The following is a 22,114-nucleotide window of genomic DNA, read 5'->3' on the forward strand; positions in this document are numbered from 1 at the left end:
AGGCTGGGGTACTTCCTCTTGGCCCAGAGGATAGTCCTGATAATCAGTTGGCCTCCCTCGGTGAGGTGGTTGTGCGGCGACACCGGCGGGATCACACACTCCAGCGGACGGCCGATCAGATCATGGTATAGGTGCTGGAGAATCCCAGTGTTGAACACCGACAGCCGCACCCGTGTCTCTACCACTCCCTGCACCAGTCACCCCCAGACTGTCCGGCTGTTGTCCTCTGCTCCTCGGGACGACTCCTCGACCAGATGGACAACTTTTCCCTCACCTCGGTGAAATGCTCCAGGTGGCCATAGCTGAATTCCAGCATCCCCTCCAGGACCTCGACCGTGGTCTGCCTGGAACCTATGCACTGCTGCAGCACTTCCATGTCGAACACCGAGGGCCCGTCGGTCTGCAGGGTCCCGTTTACGATACTCTCGTTGTACAAGTCAATATAGTCCAGCGTCAGGCTGAACTGGGTCACCTTCTCACTCCCGTCCATCCCCCGAGGAACACGTTCGAGTCGAGCGCACACCAGGCGGCATATACATCCAACAATCTTACATCGGCAGCCATCAGACGGGTGATCACCTCACACTGTGGAAGGAACTCCGGGATGTGATGGACCAGAATTTTGGGATCATGCTTCATCTGCGGGTCCACGGGAGCCTCCTTTCCGCAAAATATGCACCATAAATAAGACGTCCAGCCTGGTAAGCTGGACGTCTCGAAGTTAACACTCTGTAACACTGCTGCAGGACTACTATTATTCCAGATTTTCGGGTCCTATAACGTCAACATCTCGATATATGGCTGCCTGACCCGGGACATCCTGCAGACAACGGCGTAATGGTTAAGTTCTTCAGCACTGATCCGTCCGGTCATCCAACCTTCCTTCAACGCCTCGACCGCCACTTCCAGGCCGATCTTGTTCCGGTACTTGAAACAGTCGGCCACTGTCTTGGCCGGAGAATACACCCGCACCGGGACACCCTCCACCTGGTGCTCCTCCACACCCTCGGACAAGGCCTCACCTGAGAATCTGACTACCCTTAACCTGGGCGTGTCCACCTTCGGTTTCCGGGCTTTGAAATCAATAGCCAGCCAGACCTGCTCCGGAGTCCCGCCGGTCAGTCCGTGGAAACTCAGGGCTGACAACAGACAGACTACCCCATGCGGTACGAGCTTGGCGGCCAGGGCCAGTGAGTGGTGATCTGTCCGCCCATGCTCCGGCAGGGCGTACAGCCCTCTGGCCACCCTCAGCACCCGGCCGCTGTCCGCCAGTCTTCTCAGTTGCTCCCGGTACACCCCCAGTGCGGTTATCTCACTGGTCCTGAGGATACCCTGGCCCTCAGCTCTTCCAGAAGCTTGTCCAAATCAAGTTCGGTCACTGAACCAGCCTTTGTTACTATACGTTGTTATATCTTATTATGCATTTTGTCAACAATTCGAGCATCATCCTCGAAGGCAGTCAGGGTTCAAGCACTGGGGTGTTCTCTGTTGGAATTCTTCTCCTATCGAGACAGGATCCAGGGATTCATCTTTCTATCTGATTGACAGCCGGACAGCATGGACAGCGGACTGACTGTCTGTCAGGATGACAGATTAGCTCCATGTAAGCATCCCGGACGGATTGAACGGATCGGACAGATAATTCGAGTCAATCTAAAAAACCATCGCCAAGCCATAAACTGGAGGTCGGAAGAACACCCATGGACCATCCTACGAATATACCGTGACCGCCCTGGAAATACTCTTTGCTTGTGGGGAATAGTGTGGGGATGATTGATTTCACGAAAAGAAAAAGGACCTGAGAAAATCTCCCAAGTCCTTGATATTTCTATGGTGGGCGATACAGGAATCGAACCTGTGACCTCTTGCATGTCAAGCAAGCACTCTAACCATCTGAGCTAATCGCCCTTTAAAGTCGTTGTGGCGCAAGATAATCTAACACCCTCCGCCGGATTTGTCAAACCCCAAGCAAAAACGTCTCCAATTAATTCTTAATTCCGTGGCTGATTCAGCCTCTACCGCCCTGCGGCCCGCTCTGCAGACCGTGATAGCAGTAGGGGCAGAACATCCAGCTCCCCTCCAGGCGCGACCCGCAGGCCGCGCAGAAATACTCACCCGGTTTCTTGGGTGTCTCGGCCTGGAATACCGCGCTGTCCAGGAAAAAACTCTCCGGGGTCTTGTCCAGGAACTCGGACAGGTTGCGCCGCTCGGTCACGATAAAGAGCCGCTCACGGGCGCGGGTCAGGGCCACGTAAAACACCCGCTTCTCCTCATCCAGACGGCTCTGGTAGTCGCGCGGAAGCAACAGCCTCACGATCCGTCCGTCATCCCACACGCTCGGGAACCCGCCCCGTCCTCCCACCACGCCCCAGAGGAACACCACCGGGGCCTCCAGACCCTTGGCCGCGTGGATTGTCAGGTGGCGCAGCTTCAGGCCTCTCTGCCTGAGCGCCGCGCCCAGGACACGAAAACTGGAACTGCGGCGGTAGAGCACCAGGATGTCCTCGGGCGCGTAGCCGCAACACTCGATAAGCTCCTGTGCGGTCTCAACCACCCAGGCAACACCGTCCTCACTCAGACGCACGCCGCGGTGGAGCACCACCGGCTGAACGTCGCGGTTCAGGGCGTGCAGCGGCTTATCGGTGTACCGGCGGCTGCGGCGGATCGACCAGGCGGCGAAATCCACGATCGACTTGCCGCTGCGGTAGTTGAGCCGCAGGGTGACTGTGGCGGCCCCGGGGAAATCCTGGCCGAAGCTCCGGATATGGGTCACATCCGAGCCGCGGAACCCGTAGATGCTCTGCCAGTCATCTCCCACCGCGGTCAGGCTGCTCCCGGGGCCGACCAGCTCGCGCAGAAGGTCCACCTGGGGTGTGTTGACATCCTGGTACTCATCCACCAGCACATGGGGCCAGCGCCGGCGCAAGCGCTCGCGCAGGGCGGGATTGGTGCGCAGCAGGGCCACAGTCTTCAGGATCAGGTCGTTGAAATCCAGCGCCCCGCGCTCGGTCAGCAGGGCCTGGTAGCGCTCGTACAGGGGCAGGAAGAGGCTGAAAAACACCCGCGTGCGGCGGTCTTTCTCATTCCTGGCCCGCTCGGCCACGGTCTCGACCGGGATCGAGTGGTTCTTCATCCGGTCCAAGACCTCCTCGGCCTGGGCCATGAAACTCCCCACCGCCTCCGGATAGCCGGCCTCCTCGCTCAGAAGGTCATCCAGGTCGGAGGGGCCGCCAGAGGGAGAGCCGTCCGGGAAACACTCGGGCAGCGACTCGGCCAGGCGCGCCTCCAGGGCCGCGAAATCGAACAGCTCCTCGCGCTCCACCTGGATCAGGCGCTTCTCCCGTATGCGGTACTGGGCCAGGCGCTCCTGGCGGGCCGGGGCATCAGCCTGAGCGTGCTCCCAAATCTCCAGGTAGCAGTCGAGTTCCGGCAGGTGGAAATCCGGGCTGAACGCGGGCGCGCTCCAAGGGGCGATTTCCGAATAGACAAACTTGATCCCGTGCCTGGTCAGCCAGTTGGCGATATCCCGCTCGGCCCAAGAGCGCACGGTCACGCCGCCAGTCGTGGCGATCGCGGCCTGGCGCGGGTCGGACAGGCCGCCGTGCGGGTCCGACTCATCCGCACTGAGGAGCCAGCTCCAGAGATAGCGCTTGAATGCCACCCGGTAGCGCGGAAGGTCGAAACAGCGCCGCACCGTCTCCAGCAGAAGGCCGCTCTTGGTGGTGGGGGCCTCGCCCCCGTCCTGGGCCTCTCCGCTGGGTGCGCTGTCTGTCACCAGAACCAGAGGCCGCTCGGAGACAAGCCGCCAGTGGCGCTTGAGCAGCACATAGCACAGGGAGTGGAACGTGCGCACCTGCACGCTGCCGAGCGGCTCGCGGCGCAGGGCGTTCTCCGGGGCCGGGGAGCCGGCCAGACGGCGGGCCATCTCGCGGGCGGCGTTGCGGGTGAAAGTGATGGCCAGGATCGAGGAGGGCGGCACGCCCAGACAGTCCACCAGGTGCAGGATACGGCGCACGATAACAGTCGTTTTGCCGCTTCCCGCCCCGGCCTGGATCAGAAGGCGCGCGGAGGGGCTGGTCACGGCGCGCGCCTGGTCGGGGTTGAGGCCCTCCAGCCAGCGCGAGCAGGTTTTGTCTGGTTTTCTGTCCGGCACGCGGCATATCCCCGGTCAAACGGACCTGCCCCGGTCCTCAGTCAGCCGTGGATCGGCCGGAGAGGAGTCGGGGCAGGTTGAATATACAGCCTTGCGCCTCAAACGGGCAACCGCGGCCCTCAGAACACGTCGCGCACCTCGATCCTGCGCGTGAACATGCGTGTGCGCACCGCGTAGTAGACCAGGCCCAGGCCCAGCCAGCTTCCGCCGATTATGAACGTGCGGGCGGGAAGGCTCAGCCAGACCAGCATGCAGCCGACTACGCCCACGGCCGGGGGCAGGAAATTCTTCAGAAACGAACCCAGCCCGTAATTGCCGCTCTTGAAATAGTACACCCGGATCGAGGCCAGGTTGACCAGGGCGAAGGCCAGCAGGGCGCCGAAATTGATCAGGAACGCGCACTGGCCGTAGTCCAGGGGGAACGCCGCGATCAGGGTGATTGCCCCGATCAGCAGGATGTTCCAGGAGGGCACGGCGAAACGCGGGCTGAGGTGGGCGAAGAATTTCTGCGGCAGCATGCGGTCGCGGCCCATGCCGTACATCACGCGCACACAGCCGGCCAGGCCGGTCACCCCGCTGCCCACACTGGCCACGAGCAGGACCACGGTCAGGGCGAATCGCAGGGGGCTGCCGCCAACGATACCCGCCACGCCGAACATCGCGCGGTTGAGGGTCTCGTTCAGGTCGGTGATCCCGGCCGTGACCTGGATGCTCTGCAGGAAACCCTCCCAGCCGCCCCAGGGCACGGCCAACTGGGCCAGGTAGATCTGCGCCCCGCTCCAGACACCGGTGATCACGCAGGTCAGCACAGTTGCCAGCATCACGTTGCGCCGCGGGTTCTCCACCTCCTCGCTCAGCGTGGTCAGGCCGTCGAACCCGATGTAGGTCAGCGCGGCCAGCGAGGTGCCCCGGCCGATCACGCTCCAGTTGAACGTGTCGGCGTGGAAGAACGGCGCCGTGCTGAACAGGGCCGCCGCGCCCCCCAGGGCGAACATGTGCTGAACCGCCGCGCCCATGAACCAGAACACCACCAGGCTCATCACTATCATCAGGGCCCAGCTGAAACGGCTGGTGGTCTTGATCCCGCGCAGGTTGAGCCAGATGAAGCTGACTGCGAACAGCACGAACCAGACCTGCACCGGGATGAACCGGACCAGCTCGTTGGCCGCGCTGCCGCAGTAGATCGTGCAGATTATGGGCACCACCAGGTAATCCACGAAAATCGCCTGGCCCGCGACAAAGCCCAGGTAGGGGTGAAGCCCGCGTCCCACGTACGTATAGGCGCTTCCGGCCGAGGGGTAGAGGTTGGCCATGCGGCCGTAGCTGATCGCGGTCATCAGGGTGGCGACCATGGCCAGAAGGATCACGGTGACGGCGTGGCCGGCCGATTCCTGGTTGGCGAAGCCGAACAGGGGCATGGCGGCGCAGGGCTGGATCAGGATGATGCCGTAGATAACGAGGTCACCCAGGGTGAGGACGCGGCGGAGCTGGGCCGGGGATTCGGCAGGGGTGTCCGGCATTTAGAGGCCTCCGACAACCGGGGAATGCGGGAGGACTGGCCGGAAACGGCCGGCGCCGGGGCGGGCGATAGGACGGCGGGCGTTCCCGCTCGAAGGGGGAAAATAACATTGCACGGGCAAGCGGACAACAAATAAGCGCGGGGAAGAGGCAGAGGAGAGATGCGCCGGAAAGTTAAAACGACGGAATGGAGATTTCCGGCCTGATCGTATCTCTGTTCCCTCTCGCAGGGGAGAGACCTGTCTCGCCCGCGCCGTTTACACCGGAATGTGAATCGCGGATTACACGGATAAAAGATGGATGGCTCGGATATTACAGAGAATAACCAGCGTTTGTCTTTTTTCGTAACAAGACTTGACCATAGTTCTGTATCTGGATAGTATTACCATTCGTTTAGGCGAGATATGACCGTATATCCGTTCAATCACTCGTAGGGGCGAGACCTGTCTCGCCCGGAGCAGCAATGCCTGACGACACCCCCAGACAGAGGAAAAACATCCGCCTGCGGGATTATGATTATTCCTCCCCGGGCGCGTACATGGTCACGGTCTGTGCAGAAATACGGCTGTCGGTTTTCGGTGCGCTGAAAAACGGGACTGTTGATCTTTCCGAAATCGGAAGGATTATTGAAAAACACTGGTTGGACCTCCCGGCGCATTTTACCGGAGTCGGGTTGGATGCCTGGGTTATCATGCCGGACCACCTGCACGGCATTCTGCTATTTGAATTGGATGGTCCGGGCGAGGCAGGCCTCGCCCCTACGACAGCGCCGGGCAGGGGAAAATTACCGGAACTCGGGGATGTTGTAGGCTCTTTCAAGGCCGCCGTTACCAGAGAGATGCGTAAATCCGGCATTTCACCGGGGTCTCTCTGGCAGCGGGGTTATTACGAGCACGTCATCCGTAACCAAACCGATCTGGAACTGGCGCGAGAGTACATAGCTCTGAACCCGCTACGGAAGGAGACGCTGAATGGTCCTTTCACCGGGCCGGGATGAAACGCGCGGCTCTCCCCCGCCGCATAAAGGATAATAAGGGATAAACAACCAAAGGGTTAAGGCCTGATCGTATTTCTGTTTCCTCTCGTAGGGGCGAGGCCTGCCTCGCCCGCGAGTAAAAATGCCTGACTATGCGTACAGACAGAGCAAAACATCCGTCTGCGGGATTACGGTTATTCATACTGTATTGAGATGGTACTCACATGACGCAGGCAATTGTGGCGTAGTCTTCTCTGACATTCACCATCCACTGCCAACAAAACAGGGGCCGCCCCGGACTCCCGGAGCGGCCCCTTCTCATTCTCTGCAATCCGTGACTGTCTCTTACTTCTCCGGCCACTCGGTGTGGAACCAGCCCGGCTTGTCGGTGCGCTCGTAGGTGTGCGCCCCGAAATAGTCGCGCTGGGCCTGGATCAGGTTGGCGGGAAGGCTCTCGCTGCGGTAGGCGTCGTAATAGGCCAGCGAGCCGCTTATCGCCAGGGCCGGGATGCCGTTCTCCACCGCGGTCTTGACCACGAAACGCCAGGCCTCCTGGCGCGACTCCACTTCCTTGCGGAAGAAATCGTCCAGCAGAAGGTTGGGCAGAGCCGGGTTCTTCTTGAACGCGTCCGTGATCAGGTCCAGGAACCGGGCGCGGATAATGCAGCCGCCGCGCCAGATGCGGGCGCATTCCTTGAAATCCAGGTTGTAGCCGTACTCGGCGCTGGCCGCGCGGAGCAAAGCCATGCCCTGGGCGTAGGAGCAGATCTTGCTGGCGTAGAGAGCCTTGCGCACCGCGTCGATCAGCTTGGCCGGGTCGCCGGTGTAGTTCACCTTGGGGCCGCTCAGGACTTTCGAAGCCGCCACGCGCTCATCCTTGTAGGCGCTGAGGATTCGTCCCTCGACCGCGGAGTTGATGGTCGGGGTGGGGGCGCCCAGGTCCAGCGCGCTCTGGCTGGTCCACTTGCCGGTGCCTTTCTGGCCGGCCTTGTCCAGGATCACATCCACCAGGGCCTTGCCGGTGTCGGGGTCGGTCTTGGCGAAAATGTCGGCCGTGATCTCGATCAGGTAGCTGGACAGCTCGCCACGGTTCCACTCGGCAAAAATCTCGTGCAGTTTCTTCGCGTCCAGCTTGAGCACCCGGCGCAGGATATCGTAGCTCTCGCTGATAAGCTGCATGTCGCCGTACTCGATGCCGTTGTGCACCATCTTCACGTAGTGGCCGGCGCCGCGCGGGCCGATGTAGCTCACGCAGGGCTCGCCGTTCACCTTGGCGCTCATTTTCTCCAGCACCGGGGCGATCAGGTCGTAGGCCTCCTTGGGGCCGCCGGGCATGATCGAGGGGCCCCAGAGCGCGCCCAGCTCGCCGCCGGAGACGCCGGTGCCGATGAACAGGTAGCCCTCGGCGGCAAGCTGCGTGCTGCGGCGCTCGGTGTCCGGGAAATGGCTGTTGCCGCCGTCGATGATGATGTCGCCCTTGTCAAGGTGCTTCTTCAACTCGTCGATCATCCCATCCACCGGCGCGCCGGCCTTGACCATGATAATCACGCGGCGCGGGCGCTCCAGGGCCTCGACGAACTCTTTCATCGAGTAGGTGGGGACGATGTTCTTGCCCTTGGCCCCGCCTGCGGCGAAAGCCTCGGTGCGGGCCGCGGTGCGGTTGAACACCGCCACGCGGTAGCCGTTGCGCTCGATGTTGAGCACCAGGTTCTCGCCCATCACCGCCAGGCCGATCAAGCCGATCTGTGCTTTTGCCATCTTGCCACTCCCTTATTTACTTGTGCGATTGAGGAGATTAATTTTACTCTTGCCCATCCCGCCGGGAAAGCGAATGGTCACCGGATTTAAAATATACGGGGGCTGAGGGCGGATTTCAAGGAAAAAGCAACCGAAAGCTAAAGTAAACATTCGAAAGGATCACGGGGATGCGAATCGTCGCCGATGAGAACATGCCGTTCGCCCGCGAGGCTTTCTCCACGCTGGGAGAGGTAACGCTGGCCCCGGGACGCAAGATGACAGCCGAGGCAGTGAGCCGGGCCGACTGCCTGGCCGTGCGCTCGGTGACCAAGGTGAACCGCGAGCTGCTTGAGAGCAGCCCGGTCAAGTTCGTGGGCACGGCCACTATCGGGACCGATCATGTGGACATGGGCTGGCTGGCCTCGGCCGGGATCGGGTTCGCCAGCGCGCCCGGCTGCAACGCGGTGTCCGTGGGCGAGTATGTCACCGCCGCGCTGTTTGTCCTGTCTGGCGAGCTGGGCTTCCGCCTGCACGGCAAGAAACTGGGCGTGGTGGGAGTGGGCAACGTGGGCGGGCGGGTGGCGGCCCGGGCCGCGGCGCTGGGCCTGGAGGTGGTGCTGAACGACCCGCCCCTGGCCGAGAAAACAGGGGACCGCCGCTACCGTCCGCTGGAGGAAATCTACGACTGCGATATAATCACGTTCCACGTGCCGCTGGAAAAGGGCGGGATGCACCCGACCTTACACCTTCTGGACAGCGCGTTCCTGGCGCGGCTCAAGCCCGGGGTGGTGATCCTCAACACCTCCCGTGGCCCCGTGGCCGACAACGCCGCCCTGGAGGCGGCACTGGACAGCGGGCAGGTGGCCGCCGCCGTGCTGGATGTCTGGGAGGGCGAGCCGCAGGTGCGCCTCTCGCTGCTGGAAAAAGTGGTGATCGGCTCACCGCACATCGCCGGGTACTCGTTCGATGGCAAGGCGCGGGGCACGAGCATGATCTACCAGGCCGCCTGCCGCCATTTCGGGCGCGCGCCCTCCTGGGACGCCGCCCCGCTTCTGCCGCCGCCGCACGTGGCGCGTATCCGGGTGGAGGGTGAGGTGGAGCACCCCGAGCAAGCCGTGGGCGTGGCCGTGCTGGCCGCCTACCCGATCCTGGAGGATGACGCCCGCATGCGCGAGCTGCTGAAGCTGGGAAGCGACGCGGAGAGGGCCGCGTATTTCGACCGCATGCGCAAGGAATACTGGGTGCGGCGCGAGTTCGAGGCTTTCACCGTGGAGCTCGACCCATCCCTGGCCGCGGCCTCTGGCACGCTCGAAAAGCTGGGCTTCCGGGTGGAAATCTCGGCCTGACACGAAACTTTAGCGCCGCCCGGTGCGGCAGGACCAATTCCTGATTTAGGCATCCGATCACCCCAACGCTGCGGAAGGTCCAAGTCATGGAGGAAAGCGCGAAAAAAGAGAACGGCGGCCTGAAAATACCTCCGCGGGGGATTACTATCCTGGCGCTGGTGGGGCCGGGCCTGGTCTGGGCGGGAGAGTACATCGGCTCGGGCGAGGTGATCCTCTGCACCCGGTTGGGCGCGCTGCTGGGCACGGCGATCCTCTGGGCCCCGATGATGGCGATCTTCCTCAAGTACGTGATCGGCCTGTCCGGGGCGCGCTATACAGTCGTGACCGGCGAGGGGATGATGGACATGTTCGGCCGGGTGCCGGGACCGGGCAAGTGGGCGGTCTGGCTGGTGCTGATCGGCCAGTTCGCCGCCGGGGCGGTCTCGATGAGCGGGCTTAGCGTGGCCGCTGCGGCTTTCATCGGCGCGCTGACCCCGGTGAACCATACGATAGTCGCCTGGGCCGTGGCCTTGTTCTGCGTGGCCGTGGTCTGGTCCGGCAAATTCGACCCGGTCAAGTGGGTCACCTCGATCCTGGTGCTGGTCATGGTCTCGGGCGTGCTGTACGTGGCCTGGAACGTCACTACGGGACTGGGCGAGGTGCTCCGGGGCCTGTTCGGGTTCAGCCTGCCGTCCATACCGCAGTGGGCGTTGGAGAGCGGCGCCCTGGGCAGCTCGAATGTCTGGGCCGAGATGCTTCCCGTGTTGGGCTGGGCCGCGGGCGGGTTTGCCAGCCAGGTCTGGTACTCCTACTGGGTGCTGGAGAGCGGTTACGGCATGGCCGAGCACGGCGGGTTCGGAGTCCCGGCGGATGAGGAGAAACTGGCCTCGATGGACCTCGAAACGGCCAAGCGGGTCAAGGGCTGGTGCCACGTGGTCTACGCGGATGCCACCACGGCGCTGATCGTGGGCAGCCTGGTGACAAGCTGTTTCATGCTGGCCGGGGCGGGAGTGCTGGGCAAGCTGCATATCGCCCCCAACGGCGCCCAGGTGGCGATCCAGCTCAGCGAGCTGTTCGGCTCGTTCTGGGGCCGCACCGGGGCCGTGTTGTTCCTTCTGGCCGGAGTGGCGGCCATGGTGAGCACCAATGTCTGCCAGTATGCCGGCTGGCCGCGCCTGATGAGCGACTGTCTGCGGATAATTTTCCCGCCGCTCCTGCGTAAAGTGCCCCAGAAACTAATTTTCCGCGCCTTCGTGACCGTGTTCTTTTTCACCAACATGGTGATAATCAACACGTTCGGGGTGGAGCCGCTGCTGCTGGTCCGGCTGGGCGCGGTGCTGGACGGCCTGTTGCTCTGCCCGGTCCAGGCGCTGATCGTGGCGTTGGCCCTGTACTGGATCGCCCCGCGGATGTTGAGCGCGGAAGCCCGCCGGGTGCTTCGTCCGGGCTGGTTCTTCCTGGCCGGGCTGCTGGTCTCGGCCCTTGTGTTCGGCTATTTCGCACTGGTGAAAATACCGACCCTGCTGTAGGACATCGCAGACAGATTCGACAAAGCGGGGCTGCCTGAGCGGCGGCCCCATTTTTTATGCCCCCGTTTCTTGTCGCCCCGGCCCCGAAATTCGTATAATGAATGGCGCTTTTAAGGGTCCACACGCACACAACAGTGAAACCACCGGGGAGGGAAGGCGAGGATGCAGATTTCAAGCGGAAAAAACCTGGTCCTCTACGGCAAGCAGGCCGTGATAAAGACACGGGGCAAGGTCTGTTCCAGCCCGCGCGAGCTTCTGAGCAGCGACATTTTCGAGGTGATTGTGCGCGATTTCCTCACTCACCTGCACCATCACGACACGGTCCTCTGGCACGACCTGTTCGGCAGCCAGCCGTTCGAGCGCGCCGCGGTCCGGATCATCGGCCTCATGCGCGCCCTGGCCGCCACCTCGCTGGATGACCTGGCCCGCATCCTGCCATTTGCCAAACGCCTGCTCAAACACCGTGCCCAGCTGGATGATTTCGTCCAGCAGCTCTACAACTACTGGCGCAACAAGGAGCGCTACCTGATCTGCCTGAGCGAGGAGGGGCCCTGGTCGTTCGACAACCGTCCCTACCGCACGTTCAATAGCACGGTGGAGCAGCTCACTCATGTTGTTCGCGCCACCTACCGCGATGTGGCCGAGAACGTGACCAACGACCACCCGCGGGTCTACCGTCAGGTGCAGGCCGGCTGCCAGGCCGGGGCGATCGCGGTCACCAAGAGCCTGCCGCTGCCGGATGGCCCCTACGCCGTGCTGCACGAAATTCCGCTCTGCCGCCAGGTCTGGCTCGATCCGCCCATCATCATCGACCCGCCGATCAACAAGCGCACCGGCGAGTTCGCGCGGGTGGCGGTCAACCCGCTGGAGGGCATGGAGCTGAACCCGGAGGAGTGGCTCTGCTACCCGGCCCAGGTGGGCGAGGTGCTGATCTTCATCTATTTCCACCACAGCTTCATCAACCTGGGCCTGTCGCTGAGCAACCTGTTCGAGCTGGCGGAGGACAGCTCGCTCGAACGCGCCCCGGACGCGATCTACCTTTTCGGCGCTCCGGCCGGCCACATGAACCGTTTCGGCAGTCTTCCCACGGTGTTCTACGAGGACAGCGCCAACAATCTGCTCGTGGGCGCGGTGCCGGGCGAGGACCGGTTCGGATATTTCGGCTACCTGAAAAAGATGGCCCTGACCCTGCACAACGTGGCGATGATGAAACGCGGGCGCATACCGTTCCACGGGGCGATGTGCCGTATCCTGCTCAAGAACGGCGACTACGCGAATATCCTTCTGATCGGGGACACAGCCACCGGCAAGAGCGAGACCCTCGAGGCCCTGCGCGGCCTGGGCGGCGACCGGGTCCAGTCGATCAAGGTGGTGGCGGATGACATGGGCTCGATCGAGGTGGACGGTGACAGCGGCGCTCTGCGCGGCTACGGCACCGAGATCGGGGCTTTCGTGCGCCTGGATGACCTCCAGGCCGGCTACGCTTTCGGCCAGATCGACCGCGCGATCCTGATGAGCCCGCAGAAAACCAACGCCCGCGTGGTGCTGCCGATCACCTCGCTGGCCGAGGTCTGCCACGGCTACCCGATACATTTCCTGATGTACGCCAACAACTACGAGGCCGTGGACCGGAACCACCCCGTGCTGAGCGAGTTCAATTCGATGCAGGAAGCCCTGGAGGTGTTCAGCGCCGGGGCGGCCATGACCAAGGGCACCACCACCAGCACCGGCATGGTGGGCAACTACTTCGCCAACATCTTCGGCCCGGTGCAGTACCGCTCCCTGCACGAGCCGCTGGCCGAGCGGATTTTCCGGGCCGCGTTCGAGGGCGGGGTCTGGGTGGGGCAGATGCGCACCCGGCTGGCAGTGCCGGGCTACGAGGCCAAGGGCCCCGAGGCCGCGGCCGCCGAGCTGCTGCGCCTGATCCAGCGCCGCGCCCGCGCCCGCCGCGAGGGCAAAAAGGCGTAAACTCAGATCCCTAAACCGATCATCGTAGCGGCAGGCCCCCGTGCCTGCCGTCTTTTTTCGGGCGGCCACAGGGGGCCGCCCCTACGCTTTTACCCCTGACATGGCCTGAACTCAGAACTCGATACCCTGGCGCGCCGGGGTGTCCTGCGGAAACTTGACCGGGGCCACCTCGCTCACGATATCGCAGGCGGCGACAAGGCCCTCGCTCGCCCCGCGCCCGGTGATAAGCACATTCAGTCGCGCCGGGCGACGGGCCAGAAGGTCGAGGATGTCCTGCTCGGCAATCATCTTGTAGCGCACCAGATAGGTCAGCTCATCCAGCACCAGAAGGTCCCAGCGGTCGCTCATGGCCTCCGCCACGGCGTAGTCCCAGGCTTCACGGGCGGCTTTCACGTGCCCGGCCAGCTCGCCCTCCCAGGTGAACCCCTGTCCCAGGGGTTTCAGCAGCAACTGGTCGCCGAACTTCTCCGCAAGTTTGCGCTCGCCGGCCGGCCAGTCACCCTTGATGAACTGCAGGAAACAGACTTTCCAGCCGTGGCCCAGGGCGCGGAATGTCTGTCCCAGGGCCGAGGTGGTTTTGCCTTTGCCGTTGCCGGTGATCAGGATCGCGATCCCCTTGTCCATCCGCTGTCGCCCTTTTATGTGAAATTGAACAGTACTCCGGGTTCAATGCAGCCAAAGGCATTATAAGGCGCGCACGCCGGGCGGGTCAAGGCTGGGTGACAGGCTGGGGAGGTCAAGCCCTGAGGTTGGCTTTTGGGCATGTAGCGTGTCGGGGCACGGCGCGCCGTGCCCGGTCCTCTGGCCCAGCTTTGTCCGGTTTGGTAACTTGCAGTGATGAGTCGTAAGACTTTAATTTCTGCTTTGGTTTCGGCCAAAACAGCAAAGCCAGCGGGGGCCGCAAACTCGTCCAGACAACATCTCTACTGCGACCTTGAGTGTTTATTGATCATTTTCTCCGCTGCCGCGGTGCAGCGGCGGCGCTACCGCGAATCGCCGCCATACCGCGGTGCGTTTTCGGGCAGGGCCGTTTCACGCTCAACTGCACGCTGCCCTGGCGGGAGGCTCAGACAGGCGCGGCCCCCAAAGGCAACCGCGTCGTCCCGATGGTCCCCGTAAAGGTTGTGCTTTGGAGGCTTCTACCACCTGCGGCCCGCCGGGCCGCCCGGGGGCCGTATGTCTGAGCCTCTCCGCAGAAGCGGAGCAGAAGCCTCGCGCACACCGGAGCCGTGGGGAGGCTCCCTGTGCTTGGCGGGCGATGCGCGCCAGCGCCGCCCTGCACCGCAGGTAGCGTGAAGGAGCCACATGCACACCATTGGCAGATTGACCAATAATGCTTGGGCGAGTTTACGGCCCCCAAACGGCTTTTGGTACTTTTCGCCACGACGAAAAGTACATACGATTTCTTGCCTTCTTCCGCAGACAAGAAACAAGACGAAGTCCTTGAATGTTGTGACAAAACAAAAAGCCCGGCCGCAAGCGACCGGGCTTCTACGTTCACAGGGCTGAACCGATCAGGCCACGCTGATCGCCTCGACCGGGCAGCTCTCGGCGGCTTCCTTGGCCTTGGCCTCGGCCCCGGCGGGCACCGGGTCGGCGATAACTTCGGCGGTCTCGCCGGTCAGCTCGAACACTTCGGGGGCGATGTCCGGGCAAAGCCCGCAACCCGTGCACAGGCTGGCGTCGATCTTGGCTTTCATTCAATTCCTCCTGGTGGTTGAGTCCTCGTTCGCGTTGGCCGGGCCGCAGAGAGGTGCGCAGCCCGAAAATAGTATATGCAAATTAATAAACAATGAGCAATCTGGCGAGATTTTTTTCCCGCCCAGTCATTAACGCAAGACGGCACCCGGTGGATACAACGCTCTGCAGCGCCCGCAGGACGGCGATTTCACGCGAAAAGGTTTGCCGACCGCAGCCCGCCACCGTATAATATAGGTGTGGCGCGCGGCCCCTGAAGCCGCGCGCGGAAATACTGGCTCAAAGGCAAGGGCCCGCCGTCACGGACAGCGGGGCCCGCGAACAGGGGATGGTATCATGGACGCCACAGAGGTAAGAAAGCAGATAGAGCTGCTGCAGCCGCGCCTGGTCGAATGGCGGCGCAGCCTGCACCGCATACCGGAAATCAGTTTCGACCTGCCCCGCACCGAGTCCGCCCTGCGCGGTTTCCTGGAGCAGGAGGGGATCGGCCTTCAGCCGGGCTACGACGGCCCCGGGGTGGTGGCCCTGATCGAAGGGGGCGCCGGCAACGGCCCGGTGGTGGCGATCCGCGCCGACATCGACGCCCTGGAGATACAGGAGGTGCCAGGGCGGCCCTACGGCAGCACCCATCCGGGCAGGATGCACGCCTGCGGGCATGACGCCCACGCGGCGATGGCCCTGGGCGCGGCCCTGTTCCTGCAGCGTAACCGGGAAAAGTGGGGCGGCACGCTTAAAGTTCTGTTCCAGCCCGCCGAGGAGACCATGGGCGGAGCGCAGCGCATGCTCGAATGCGGGGCGTTCGGGAACCCGAGCCCGGATTTCGTGCTCGGCCTGCATATCGGCAATATCTTCGAGGAACTCACGGTGGGCCAGGTGGGCGTGGGCTACATCCCGATCATGGCCGCGGTGGACTCGTTCAACTGCACGATGACAGCCGCCGGGGGCCACGGGGCCTACCCGCACACCACCGCCGACCCGGTCCTGGCCGCCAGTTCCGCGATCACCCAGCTTCACACCGTGGTCAGCCGCAGCGTCGACCCCATCGACACCGCGGTGATCACGGTGGGCGAAATCCACGGCGGCAACGCCAGGAACATAATCCCCACCGAGGTCACGTTCCGCGGCACTGTGCGCACCCTGCGCGACGGCGTGCGCGACCTGCTGGAGGCCCGTATCCGTGAGGTGCTGGAGTACACGGCCAATGTCCACCGCTGCGGCTACGAGTTCAACTACACCCGGATCAACCCGGTGGTGCAGAACAACCCGCGGGTGAGCGACCTGGTGCGCCAGGCCGCGCTGGACCTGCTGGGCGAGGCCGAGGTGCGCACGCTGGTCAAGCCCAGCCTGGGCGGCGAGGACGTGGCCTTTTTCCTGACCCGCACCCCGGGCTGTTATTTCGGGCTGAGCGCCCACAACCCCGAGGCGGGTTTCCTGAGCCACCACCACTGCCCGGTGTTCGACATCGACGAGGCGGTGCTCTGGCGCGGCTCGGCCGTGTTCTCGCTCAGCGCGCTGCGCCTGTTCGGCGGGGCGCTGAAAGATTAGCGAGCCAACCTTGAGGAGTCTAAGAGAAATGTAGGGGCAGGCCCCTGTGCCTGCCCTTTTCTTTCGGCCCGCCGCGGCTTGCGATTCTCTACCGACAAGCCCGGCCTGTCCGCACAAAAAACTTCCCGTCCGGCAGGCACTGTATCTAAATTATCCTGAAGTCGAACTCAATCCCTTCCCGCTGACATCTCTCACCCGCACCGCACCTGGAGGAATAATGCGTCTCAATCCACTTCTCGCCTTGTTCTCGGCCTGTATCCTCGGTTTCGGCTCAGCCGCCTCGGCGGCGGAAGTCCCCACCTGTGAGGCCCGCGCCGCCTGGATCGGCAGCCCACGCGGGATGAACTGGGACTCCACCATGGCCGCCCTGGAGGCGGCCGGGTTCAACATGGTTTTCCCCTGTATGCAGAGCGCGGGCCAGGCCCTCTACCCCAGCACGGTGCTCCCGATGCGCAGCCAGCGGGATGAGCTGGCACTCTGCCTTGAGGCGGCCCACAAGCACGGGATCGAGGTGCATGTCTGGCGTATCGACTGGTTCACAACCGGTGCGACCAAAGCCCACCGGGACAGCCTGCGCGCCGCCGGACGGGTCCAGGTGAGCAGCGCGGGCAAGAGCGTGAGCCAGGTGATGGATGAGCAGGGTTGGGGCAAGATGGAGGACTGGCTCTGCCCCTCCCAGGCGGCCAACCGCAAGCTGGAGCATGACGCCATGCTGGAGCTGGCGGAGCGCTACCCGGTGGACGGCGTGCATTTCGATTACATGCGCTACGCGGATGAGTCGCTCTGCTACTGCGACTCCTGCAAGGCCAATTTCGCCGCAGAGACCGGGATGCAGGAGCAGATGTCGGGCTGGCCCGCCGATTTCGCCAAGGGCGGCAAGTACCACGAAATCTACCAGAACTGGCGCCGCAAGCTGATCCACTCGCTGGCCCGCGAGATCGCGCTGGATATCCACCGCCGTGACCCGTATGTCTGTGTCTCCCTGGCTGCCCGCCCCAGCATCGACTGGGCCAGCCTGAGCGATGCCCAGCAGTGGTGGAAATGGGTGGACGAGGGCATCTTGGACTTTATCTGCCCGATGGACTATGACACGAAACCGGAGAATTTCGTCAAGGCTATCACCCCGCAGCTCGATCTCATCCGCGGCGTGGCGCCGTTCTACACCGGCCTGGGCATGTACGAGTTCAAGGGTTTTGAGGACTTGCAGACAATGGTGCGCCTGGGGCGTGAGCGTGGTCAGGACGGTTTCGTGGCGTTCGAGATCGAATCCCTGCTCAAGGTGCTGGACCAGGCGGGCAAGAGCCTCACCCAGGGCAAGGCCATTTTCCCGCACCGCGCGCCCGAGACCCGGTTCCACCTGGCCGAGCCGTCCCGCCGCACCGCGGAGGGTTTCCCGGTCTACTCGCCCGGACAGAACATCGATTTCGAGACAGTGGTGATGCTGCGGGCCAAGCTGCGCGAGGGTGTGAGCCGGGTGAGCGGGGATCTGCTCCTGGAAAAAGTGACTGGCGAGGCGCTCTCCACGCTGGGCAGCCTGGACCTGGACCGGGCCGTTGTGCACAAAGCCGGCCTCACCGCGCCTGCCCCCGGACGGTACCGTCTGGCCCTGGCCGGTCAGATGACCCTGAGCACGGGTGAGAAAAAACCGTTCGTGGCCCGCAGTTTCCCGTTCCAGGTGGAGTAGGGGAGCAATGTCAGTTTTATCCGATAATCTGCAGGGGCAGGCCTCTTGCCTGCCCCATCCTCCGGGCAGTCGCAGCGGACCGCAGCGCCAAGTAAAAGCGCCGTGCCCTGTTTTTCTCTATCCGTGATTCAGACAAAAAAGGGCACGCCGCGGCGTGCCCTTGCGTTTCCAGTCCATTATCCCGCTCTCAACCGTTGTTTTCCGCTGTCTGCAGAGCCGCTCCGGTTTCCGGGTGCAGCATCCCCAGCCGCACGGCCTCGCGGTGCACCGGGCCCCACCAGCCGATCGGACGGCTCATCACATAGAACCGCACCAGGCGTTTCATGTCATCCGGCGGGGTGAGATAGGTCACCGGCAGGTAGATCAAGAGCCCCAACCCCAGCAGCAGCCAGAACTGCTGGTAGTCCAGCAGCTCGGGCAGGATACCGTAGGCCGGCAGCACCCAGACCACCAGCCACGAGAGCAACAGGTTGGCCAGCCAGCTCGCCAGGAACCCCCAACTGTTGAACCGCCACCACACCACCTGCAGGATCGAGGGCAGCCAGGACCCAGCGGCCATGATCCAGAGGGCGAAAATCAGCCAGCGGGTGATATTCTCCATCATCATGCCGTAGAAGAACGATCCTACCAGGATCGCCAGGGTGCTGACCCGTCCGATCCAGACCAGGCGTTTCTCGCTCGCCCGCGGGTTCAGGTAGTGGTGGTAGATGTCGCGGGTGTAGTACATCGCCCCCAGGTTCAGCAGTGTGGCCACGCTGCTGAAATGGATCGCCAGGATCGCGGCGAAGAAGAACCCCACCATGCCGGCGGGCAGCACCTTGAACCCGAACACGTACCAGGCCATCTCGTACTGCGTGGGGTCGGCCACCGCGGGGAACAGCACATAGAACCCCAGGATGGCCGGGGCCCACAGGGCGTTGCGGGTCAGCACCAGGGCCGTGCCGGTCCAGATCGAGTAGCTGGCGTCCCGCACCGTGCGCGCGCTCTGGATACGCTGCGCCTCCACGTACCAGTCGAGGTTGGTCCCCATGCCCAGTCCGCCCAGAAGGGCCACCAGGATCATGGTGACAAACCAGGCGATGGGGAAATCGCCGCTCCACCAGCCGGTGAAATGGAACGGGTCGGCGCGCCAGGACTGGCCCAGGGCGGCCAGCTTGTCCATTATCCCGCTCGGCCCGCCCGCGGCCCAGATTTCCCAGGCCGAGACGATCAGGATCACTCCGAACGCGATCACCCCCTGCTGGAAATCGGCCATCACCACACCCCAGTAGCCCGAGAACAGCACGTACACCGCGCAGATACCGCTGAACAGGATCATCCCGACCCAGTCCGGGTAGATCGGGAACAGGAAATGAAACACCCGTCCCATGGCGATCCCCACCCAGCCCAGGATGAACATGTTCATGAACACCTGCCAGCCGGCGAGCCAGCCGCGCAGAAGCTCCGCCCCCAGGCCCGAGAAGCGCAGGCTTTGCCACTCGGCCTGGGTGTAGGCCACCGAGCGCCGGAAAATCCGCGTGCTCACGAAAGCGCTCACCGCGCACCAGGCGCAGAAAAACGAGTACCAGATGCCCGACAGGCCGTAGCGGTAGATCACCCCGCCCATCCAGATCGGCGTGTCGGTGGCGGTGTGGGTGGCGTAGACACTGGTGGCGGGCAGCCACCAGGGAAGGTCGCGGTCGGCCAGGAAAAAATCGGCCTCGCCGCGTGAGGCCAGACGGTGGAACAGCACACCGGTGGCGACCATCAGGACTATGTAGGCGATTACCCAGAACCAGTCGAGCCAGTTGAAATGGATCATGTGCGGAGGTCCCCCTGACAGACGGTTGCCACGGGAGAAACGGGGAGAGGTGCGTCAAACAATTTTGCAGCCGCCGCCGCGCTCCTGTCAAGATTTGTCCCCACGCTTGCGGATTGACTTGCCCCGCGGCTTGCGCTACAATGATTCCGTCGGAACCCGCACATTTCTTGACAGAGTGGCCCGTTTCCTGTCCTGTCGGCCCCGCGCGGGCCGTCCCGTTGTCCATGCTTTCGCCTGGAGGTGTCCGGATGAGAAAGCTTTATTTCGTGCTGGCCGCTGTCGTGATAGCCGCGCTCTGGAGTTTCTTCGCCTGCGGGCCCTCCAGCGCCGGGACCAGTTTCACGCCCTTGTTCGACGGCAAGGACCTCACGGGCTGGGTGAATGTCAACTGCGCGCCCGAGACCTGGTCGGTCAAGGACAACATGATTGTCTGCACCGGGGCGCCCACCGGGGTGCTGCGCACGGACAAGATGTACGAGAACTACGTGTTGGAGCTGGAGTGGCAGCACACCGTGGCCGGCGGCAACGCCGGGCTGTTCGTGCATTCGGACGCGATCACCGCGCCGGGGCAGCCGTTCACCCGCGCCATCGAGGTGCAGATCATGGACGGCAACCATGGCGACATTTTCTCGATCCACGGCGCCTCGCTCACCCCCTCCCGTCCGCACCCCGAGGGCTGGCAGCGGGCGCTTCCCTGGGTCGAGGCAGCCAAACCGGCCGGCCAGTGGAACCGCTACCGCCTGGAAAGCCGCGACGGCGTGCTGCGGCTGTGGGTCAACGGCCAGGAGGCCAACCGGGCCTACTACTGCAACCCGCGCAAGGGCTACATCTGCCTGGAGAGCGAGGGGAGCCTGGTCTATTTCCGCAACATCCGGATCAGCGAGCTGCCCAGCTCCAACCCGCGCCCCGAGGTGACAGCCAAGGAGGATGAGGGCTACAAGAGCCTCTACACCGGCCTGGATCTGCGCGGCTGGAAACAGGTCCCCGGCAACGTGGGCCACTGGAGCGCCAAGGACTGGGTGCTGGACTATGACGGCAAGAGCGAGGCCGAGGGCGAGGACAAGAACCTCTGGAGCGAGAAAGACTACAAGAATTTCAAGCTGATCGTGGACTGGCGCCAGCCGGGCGAGGCCTTGATCGACACCGTGCCCGTGGTCCTGCCGGATGGCAGCCACCTGAAAGACGAGAAGGGCGCCGAGGTGAAAGTCCCGGTCCTGGATGCCGGTGATAGTGGCATCTACCTGCGGGGCAGCTCCAAGGCCCAGGTGAATATCTGGAACTGGCCGGTCGGCTCGGGCGAGTTCTACGGCTACCGGATGGACGAGCAGATGCCGCCCGAGGTGCGTCGCGGTGTCACTCCGATCCAGAACGCCGACAAGCCCATCGGTGAGTGGAACCGTTTCGAGATCACCCTGGAGGGCAATGTGGTCACCGTGTACGAGAACGGCAAGCTGGTGATCGACAAGGCCGAGCTTCCCGGCGTGCCCGAAACCGGCCCCATCGCCCTTCAGCACCACGGCGACCCGATCCAGTTCGCCAACATCTACCTCAAGGAGCTGCCCTGAGACGCGCGGGAACCCGCGCCTGAGGGGCTGAACGCGAGCGGATGATAGATATCGCGCCCGGAATAAGCCTGGATGAAAGCTGGCTGAGCGAGAGCTTCATCCGCTCGAGCGGCCCGGGCGGCCAGAATGTGAACAAGGTCGCCAGCGCGGTGCAGTTGCGTTTCGATGTGACCGATTGCCCGGTCCTGACGCAGGAGGTGCAAGCGCGCCTCCTGCGCCTGGCCGGCAAAAGGGCCACGGCCGAGGGGGAGATAATAATCGAGGCGCGACGGTTCCGCACCCGTGAGGCCAACCGTCTGGAGGCGCGCGCCCGCCTGGTGGCGCTCATTGCCCGCGCCCTGGAGCCGCCGCCCAAGCCCCGCAAGCGGACCCGGCCCTCCCGCGCCGCGAAAGAGAAACGCCTGGAGGCAAAAAAGAGGCAAGGGGAGAAAAAAAGGCTAAGGGGAAAGGTGGAGGAGTAGGGGGGCAGCGGCGGAATGAAATGCACAACCCCCTGTATCCCCCTTTTATAAGGGGGAATAAAACCACAAAAGCCGTCACATGATTGGAGGCTGGAGGGGGCTGTCCTGAATCCCCCTTGGCAAAGGGGGTGGCCGCCGCAGGCGGACGGGGGTT

General features: G+C 63.4%; 17 protein-coding genes and 1 tRNA gene. 8 read left to right on the forward strand and 10 right to left on the reverse strand.

All coding sequences use genetic code 11. The annotated features are described in order from the left end of the window. From LLH00_00100 to LLH00_00125, 6 genes are all read right to left on the reverse strand, one after another. Positions 1-194: hypothetical protein (locus tag LLH00_00100; protein ID MCE5269669.1), on the reverse strand; the 194-nt coding region annotated here is incomplete at its 3' end. Next, entirely contained in the window at positions 179-490 is a 312-nt protein-coding gene (locus LLH00_00105) for a hypothetical protein (protein MCE5269670.1), read from the reverse strand. The genes LLH00_00100 and LLH00_00105, both read right to left, overlap by 16 nt. Positions 491-774: 284 nt before the next feature. Next, the gene (locus tag LLH00_00110; protein ID MCE5269671.1) at positions 775-1,329 is read right to left on the reverse strand and encodes a type IV toxin-antitoxin system AbiEi family antitoxin domain-containing protein; all 555 of its coding nucleotides are present in this window, start codon (positions 1,327-1,329) and stop codon (positions 775-777) included. A gap of 502 nt (positions 1,330-1,831) precedes the next feature. Next, positions 1,832-1,908, reverse strand: a tRNA-Val gene (locus LLH00_00115). A gap of 100 nt (positions 1,909-2,008) precedes the next feature. After that, positions 2,009-4,153 carry a UvrD-helicase domain-containing protein gene (locus tag LLH00_00120; protein MCE5269672.1) on the reverse strand — a complete coding sequence of 715 codons (2,145 nt, stop codon included), beginning with the start codon at positions 4,151-4,153 and terminating at the stop codon, positions 2,009-2,011. A 119-nt stretch (positions 4,154-4,272) separates the two neighbouring features. Next, positions 4,273-5,673, reverse strand: a complete 1,401-nt coding sequence (locus LLH00_00125; GenBank protein MCE5269673.1) for an APC family permease — start codon at positions 5,671-5,673, stop codon at positions 4,273-4,275. A 461-nt stretch (positions 5,674-6,134) separates the two neighbouring features. Between LLH00_00125 and LLH00_00130 the strand changes: the two genes are divergently transcribed. Further along, positions 6,135-6,668, forward strand: a complete 534-nt coding sequence (locus LLH00_00130) for a transposase (protein ID MCE5269674.1) — start codon at positions 6,135-6,137, stop codon at positions 6,666-6,668. Between the two features lie 324 nt (positions 6,669-6,992). Here LLH00_00130 and gndA read toward each other — a convergent pair whose 3' ends face one another. Next, on the reverse strand, positions 6,993-8,405 hold the full coding sequence (gene gndA / locus LLH00_00135; protein MCE5269675.1) for an NADP-dependent phosphogluconate dehydrogenase: 1,413 nt from the start codon (positions 8,403-8,405) through the stop codon (positions 6,993-6,995). A 167-nt stretch (positions 8,406-8,572) separates the two neighbouring features. On the opposite strand from gndA, the gene pdxB reads away from it, so the two are divergent. The 3 genes from pdxB to LLH00_00150 all read left to right on the forward strand — a co-directional run bounded on the left by pdxB (position 8,573) and on the right by LLH00_00150 (position 13,206). After that, entirely contained in the window at positions 8,573-9,730 is a 1,158-nt protein-coding gene (pdxB, locus tag LLH00_00140) for a 4-phosphoerythronate dehydrogenase PdxB (protein MCE5269676.1), read from the forward strand. Positions 9,731-9,816: 86 nt separating this feature from the next. Beyond that, positions 9,817-11,238, forward strand: coding sequence for an Nramp family divalent metal transporter (locus tag LLH00_00145; protein ID MCE5269677.1), 1,422 nt, complete (start codon positions 9,817-9,819; stop codon positions 11,236-11,238). 162 nt (positions 11,239-11,400) lie between these two features. After that, positions 11,401-13,206, forward strand: a complete 1,806-nt coding sequence (locus tag LLH00_00150; GenBank protein ID MCE5269678.1) for a phosphoenolpyruvate carboxykinase — start codon at positions 11,401-11,403, stop codon at positions 13,204-13,206. Positions 13,207-13,317: 111 nt separating this feature from the next. Here LLH00_00150 and LLH00_00155 read toward each other — a convergent pair whose 3' ends face one another. Next, positions 13,318-13,830: a cob(I)yrinic acid a,c-diamide adenosyltransferase gene (locus tag LLH00_00155; protein MCE5269679.1), complete on the reverse strand. Its 513-nt coding sequence runs from the start codon at positions 13,828-13,830 to the stop codon at positions 13,318-13,320. Between the two features lie 890 nt (positions 13,831-14,720). Next, on the reverse strand, positions 14,721-14,906 hold the full coding sequence (locus LLH00_00160; protein ID MCE5269680.1) for a ferredoxin: 186 nt from the start codon (positions 14,904-14,906) through the stop codon (positions 14,721-14,723). A 334-nt stretch (positions 14,907-15,240) separates the two neighbouring features. On the opposite strand from LLH00_00160, the gene LLH00_00165 reads away from it, so the two are divergent. Together LLH00_00165 and LLH00_00170 are read left to right on the forward strand one after the other, a co-directional pair. Then, positions 15,241-16,449 (forward strand): M20 family metallopeptidase, encoded by a 1,209-nt coding sequence (locus LLH00_00165; protein ID MCE5269681.1) that lies wholly within the window; start codon positions 15,241-15,243, stop codon positions 16,447-16,449. Between the two features lie 217 nt (positions 16,450-16,666). After that, on the forward strand, positions 16,667-18,133 hold the full coding sequence (locus LLH00_00170) for a family 10 glycosylhydrolase (GenBank protein ID MCE5269682.1): 1,467 nt from the start codon (positions 16,667-16,669) through the stop codon (positions 18,131-18,133). 187 nt (positions 18,134-18,320) lie between these two features. On the opposite strand, the gene LLH00_00175 is transcribed toward LLH00_00170, so the two are convergent. Then, positions 18,321-19,934, reverse strand: coding sequence for a sodium:solute symporter (locus tag LLH00_00175; protein MCE5269683.1), 1,614 nt, complete (start codon positions 19,932-19,934; stop codon positions 18,321-18,323). Between the two features lie 248 nt (positions 19,935-20,182). Between LLH00_00175 and LLH00_00180 the strand changes: the two genes are divergently transcribed. Both LLH00_00180 and arfB read left to right on the forward strand, forming a co-directional pair. Continuing rightward, the gene (locus LLH00_00180) at positions 20,183-21,499 is read left to right on the forward strand and encodes a DUF1080 domain-containing protein (GenBank protein ID MCE5269684.1); all 1,317 of its coding nucleotides are present in this window, start codon (positions 20,183-20,185) and stop codon (positions 21,497-21,499) included. 41 nt (positions 21,500-21,540) lie between these two features. Then, the gene (arfB, locus tag LLH00_00185; GenBank protein MCE5269685.1) at positions 21,541-21,960 is read left to right on the forward strand and encodes an aminoacyl-tRNA hydrolase; all 420 of its coding nucleotides are present in this window, start codon (positions 21,541-21,543) and stop codon (positions 21,958-21,960) included. The last annotated feature ends 154 nt before the right edge of the window (positions 21,961-22,114 follow it).

This window comes from bacterium (genome assembly GCA_021372515.1).
Taxonomy (GTDB): Bacteria; Gemmatimonadota; Glassbacteria; order GWA2-58-10; family GWA2-58-10; genus JAJFUG01.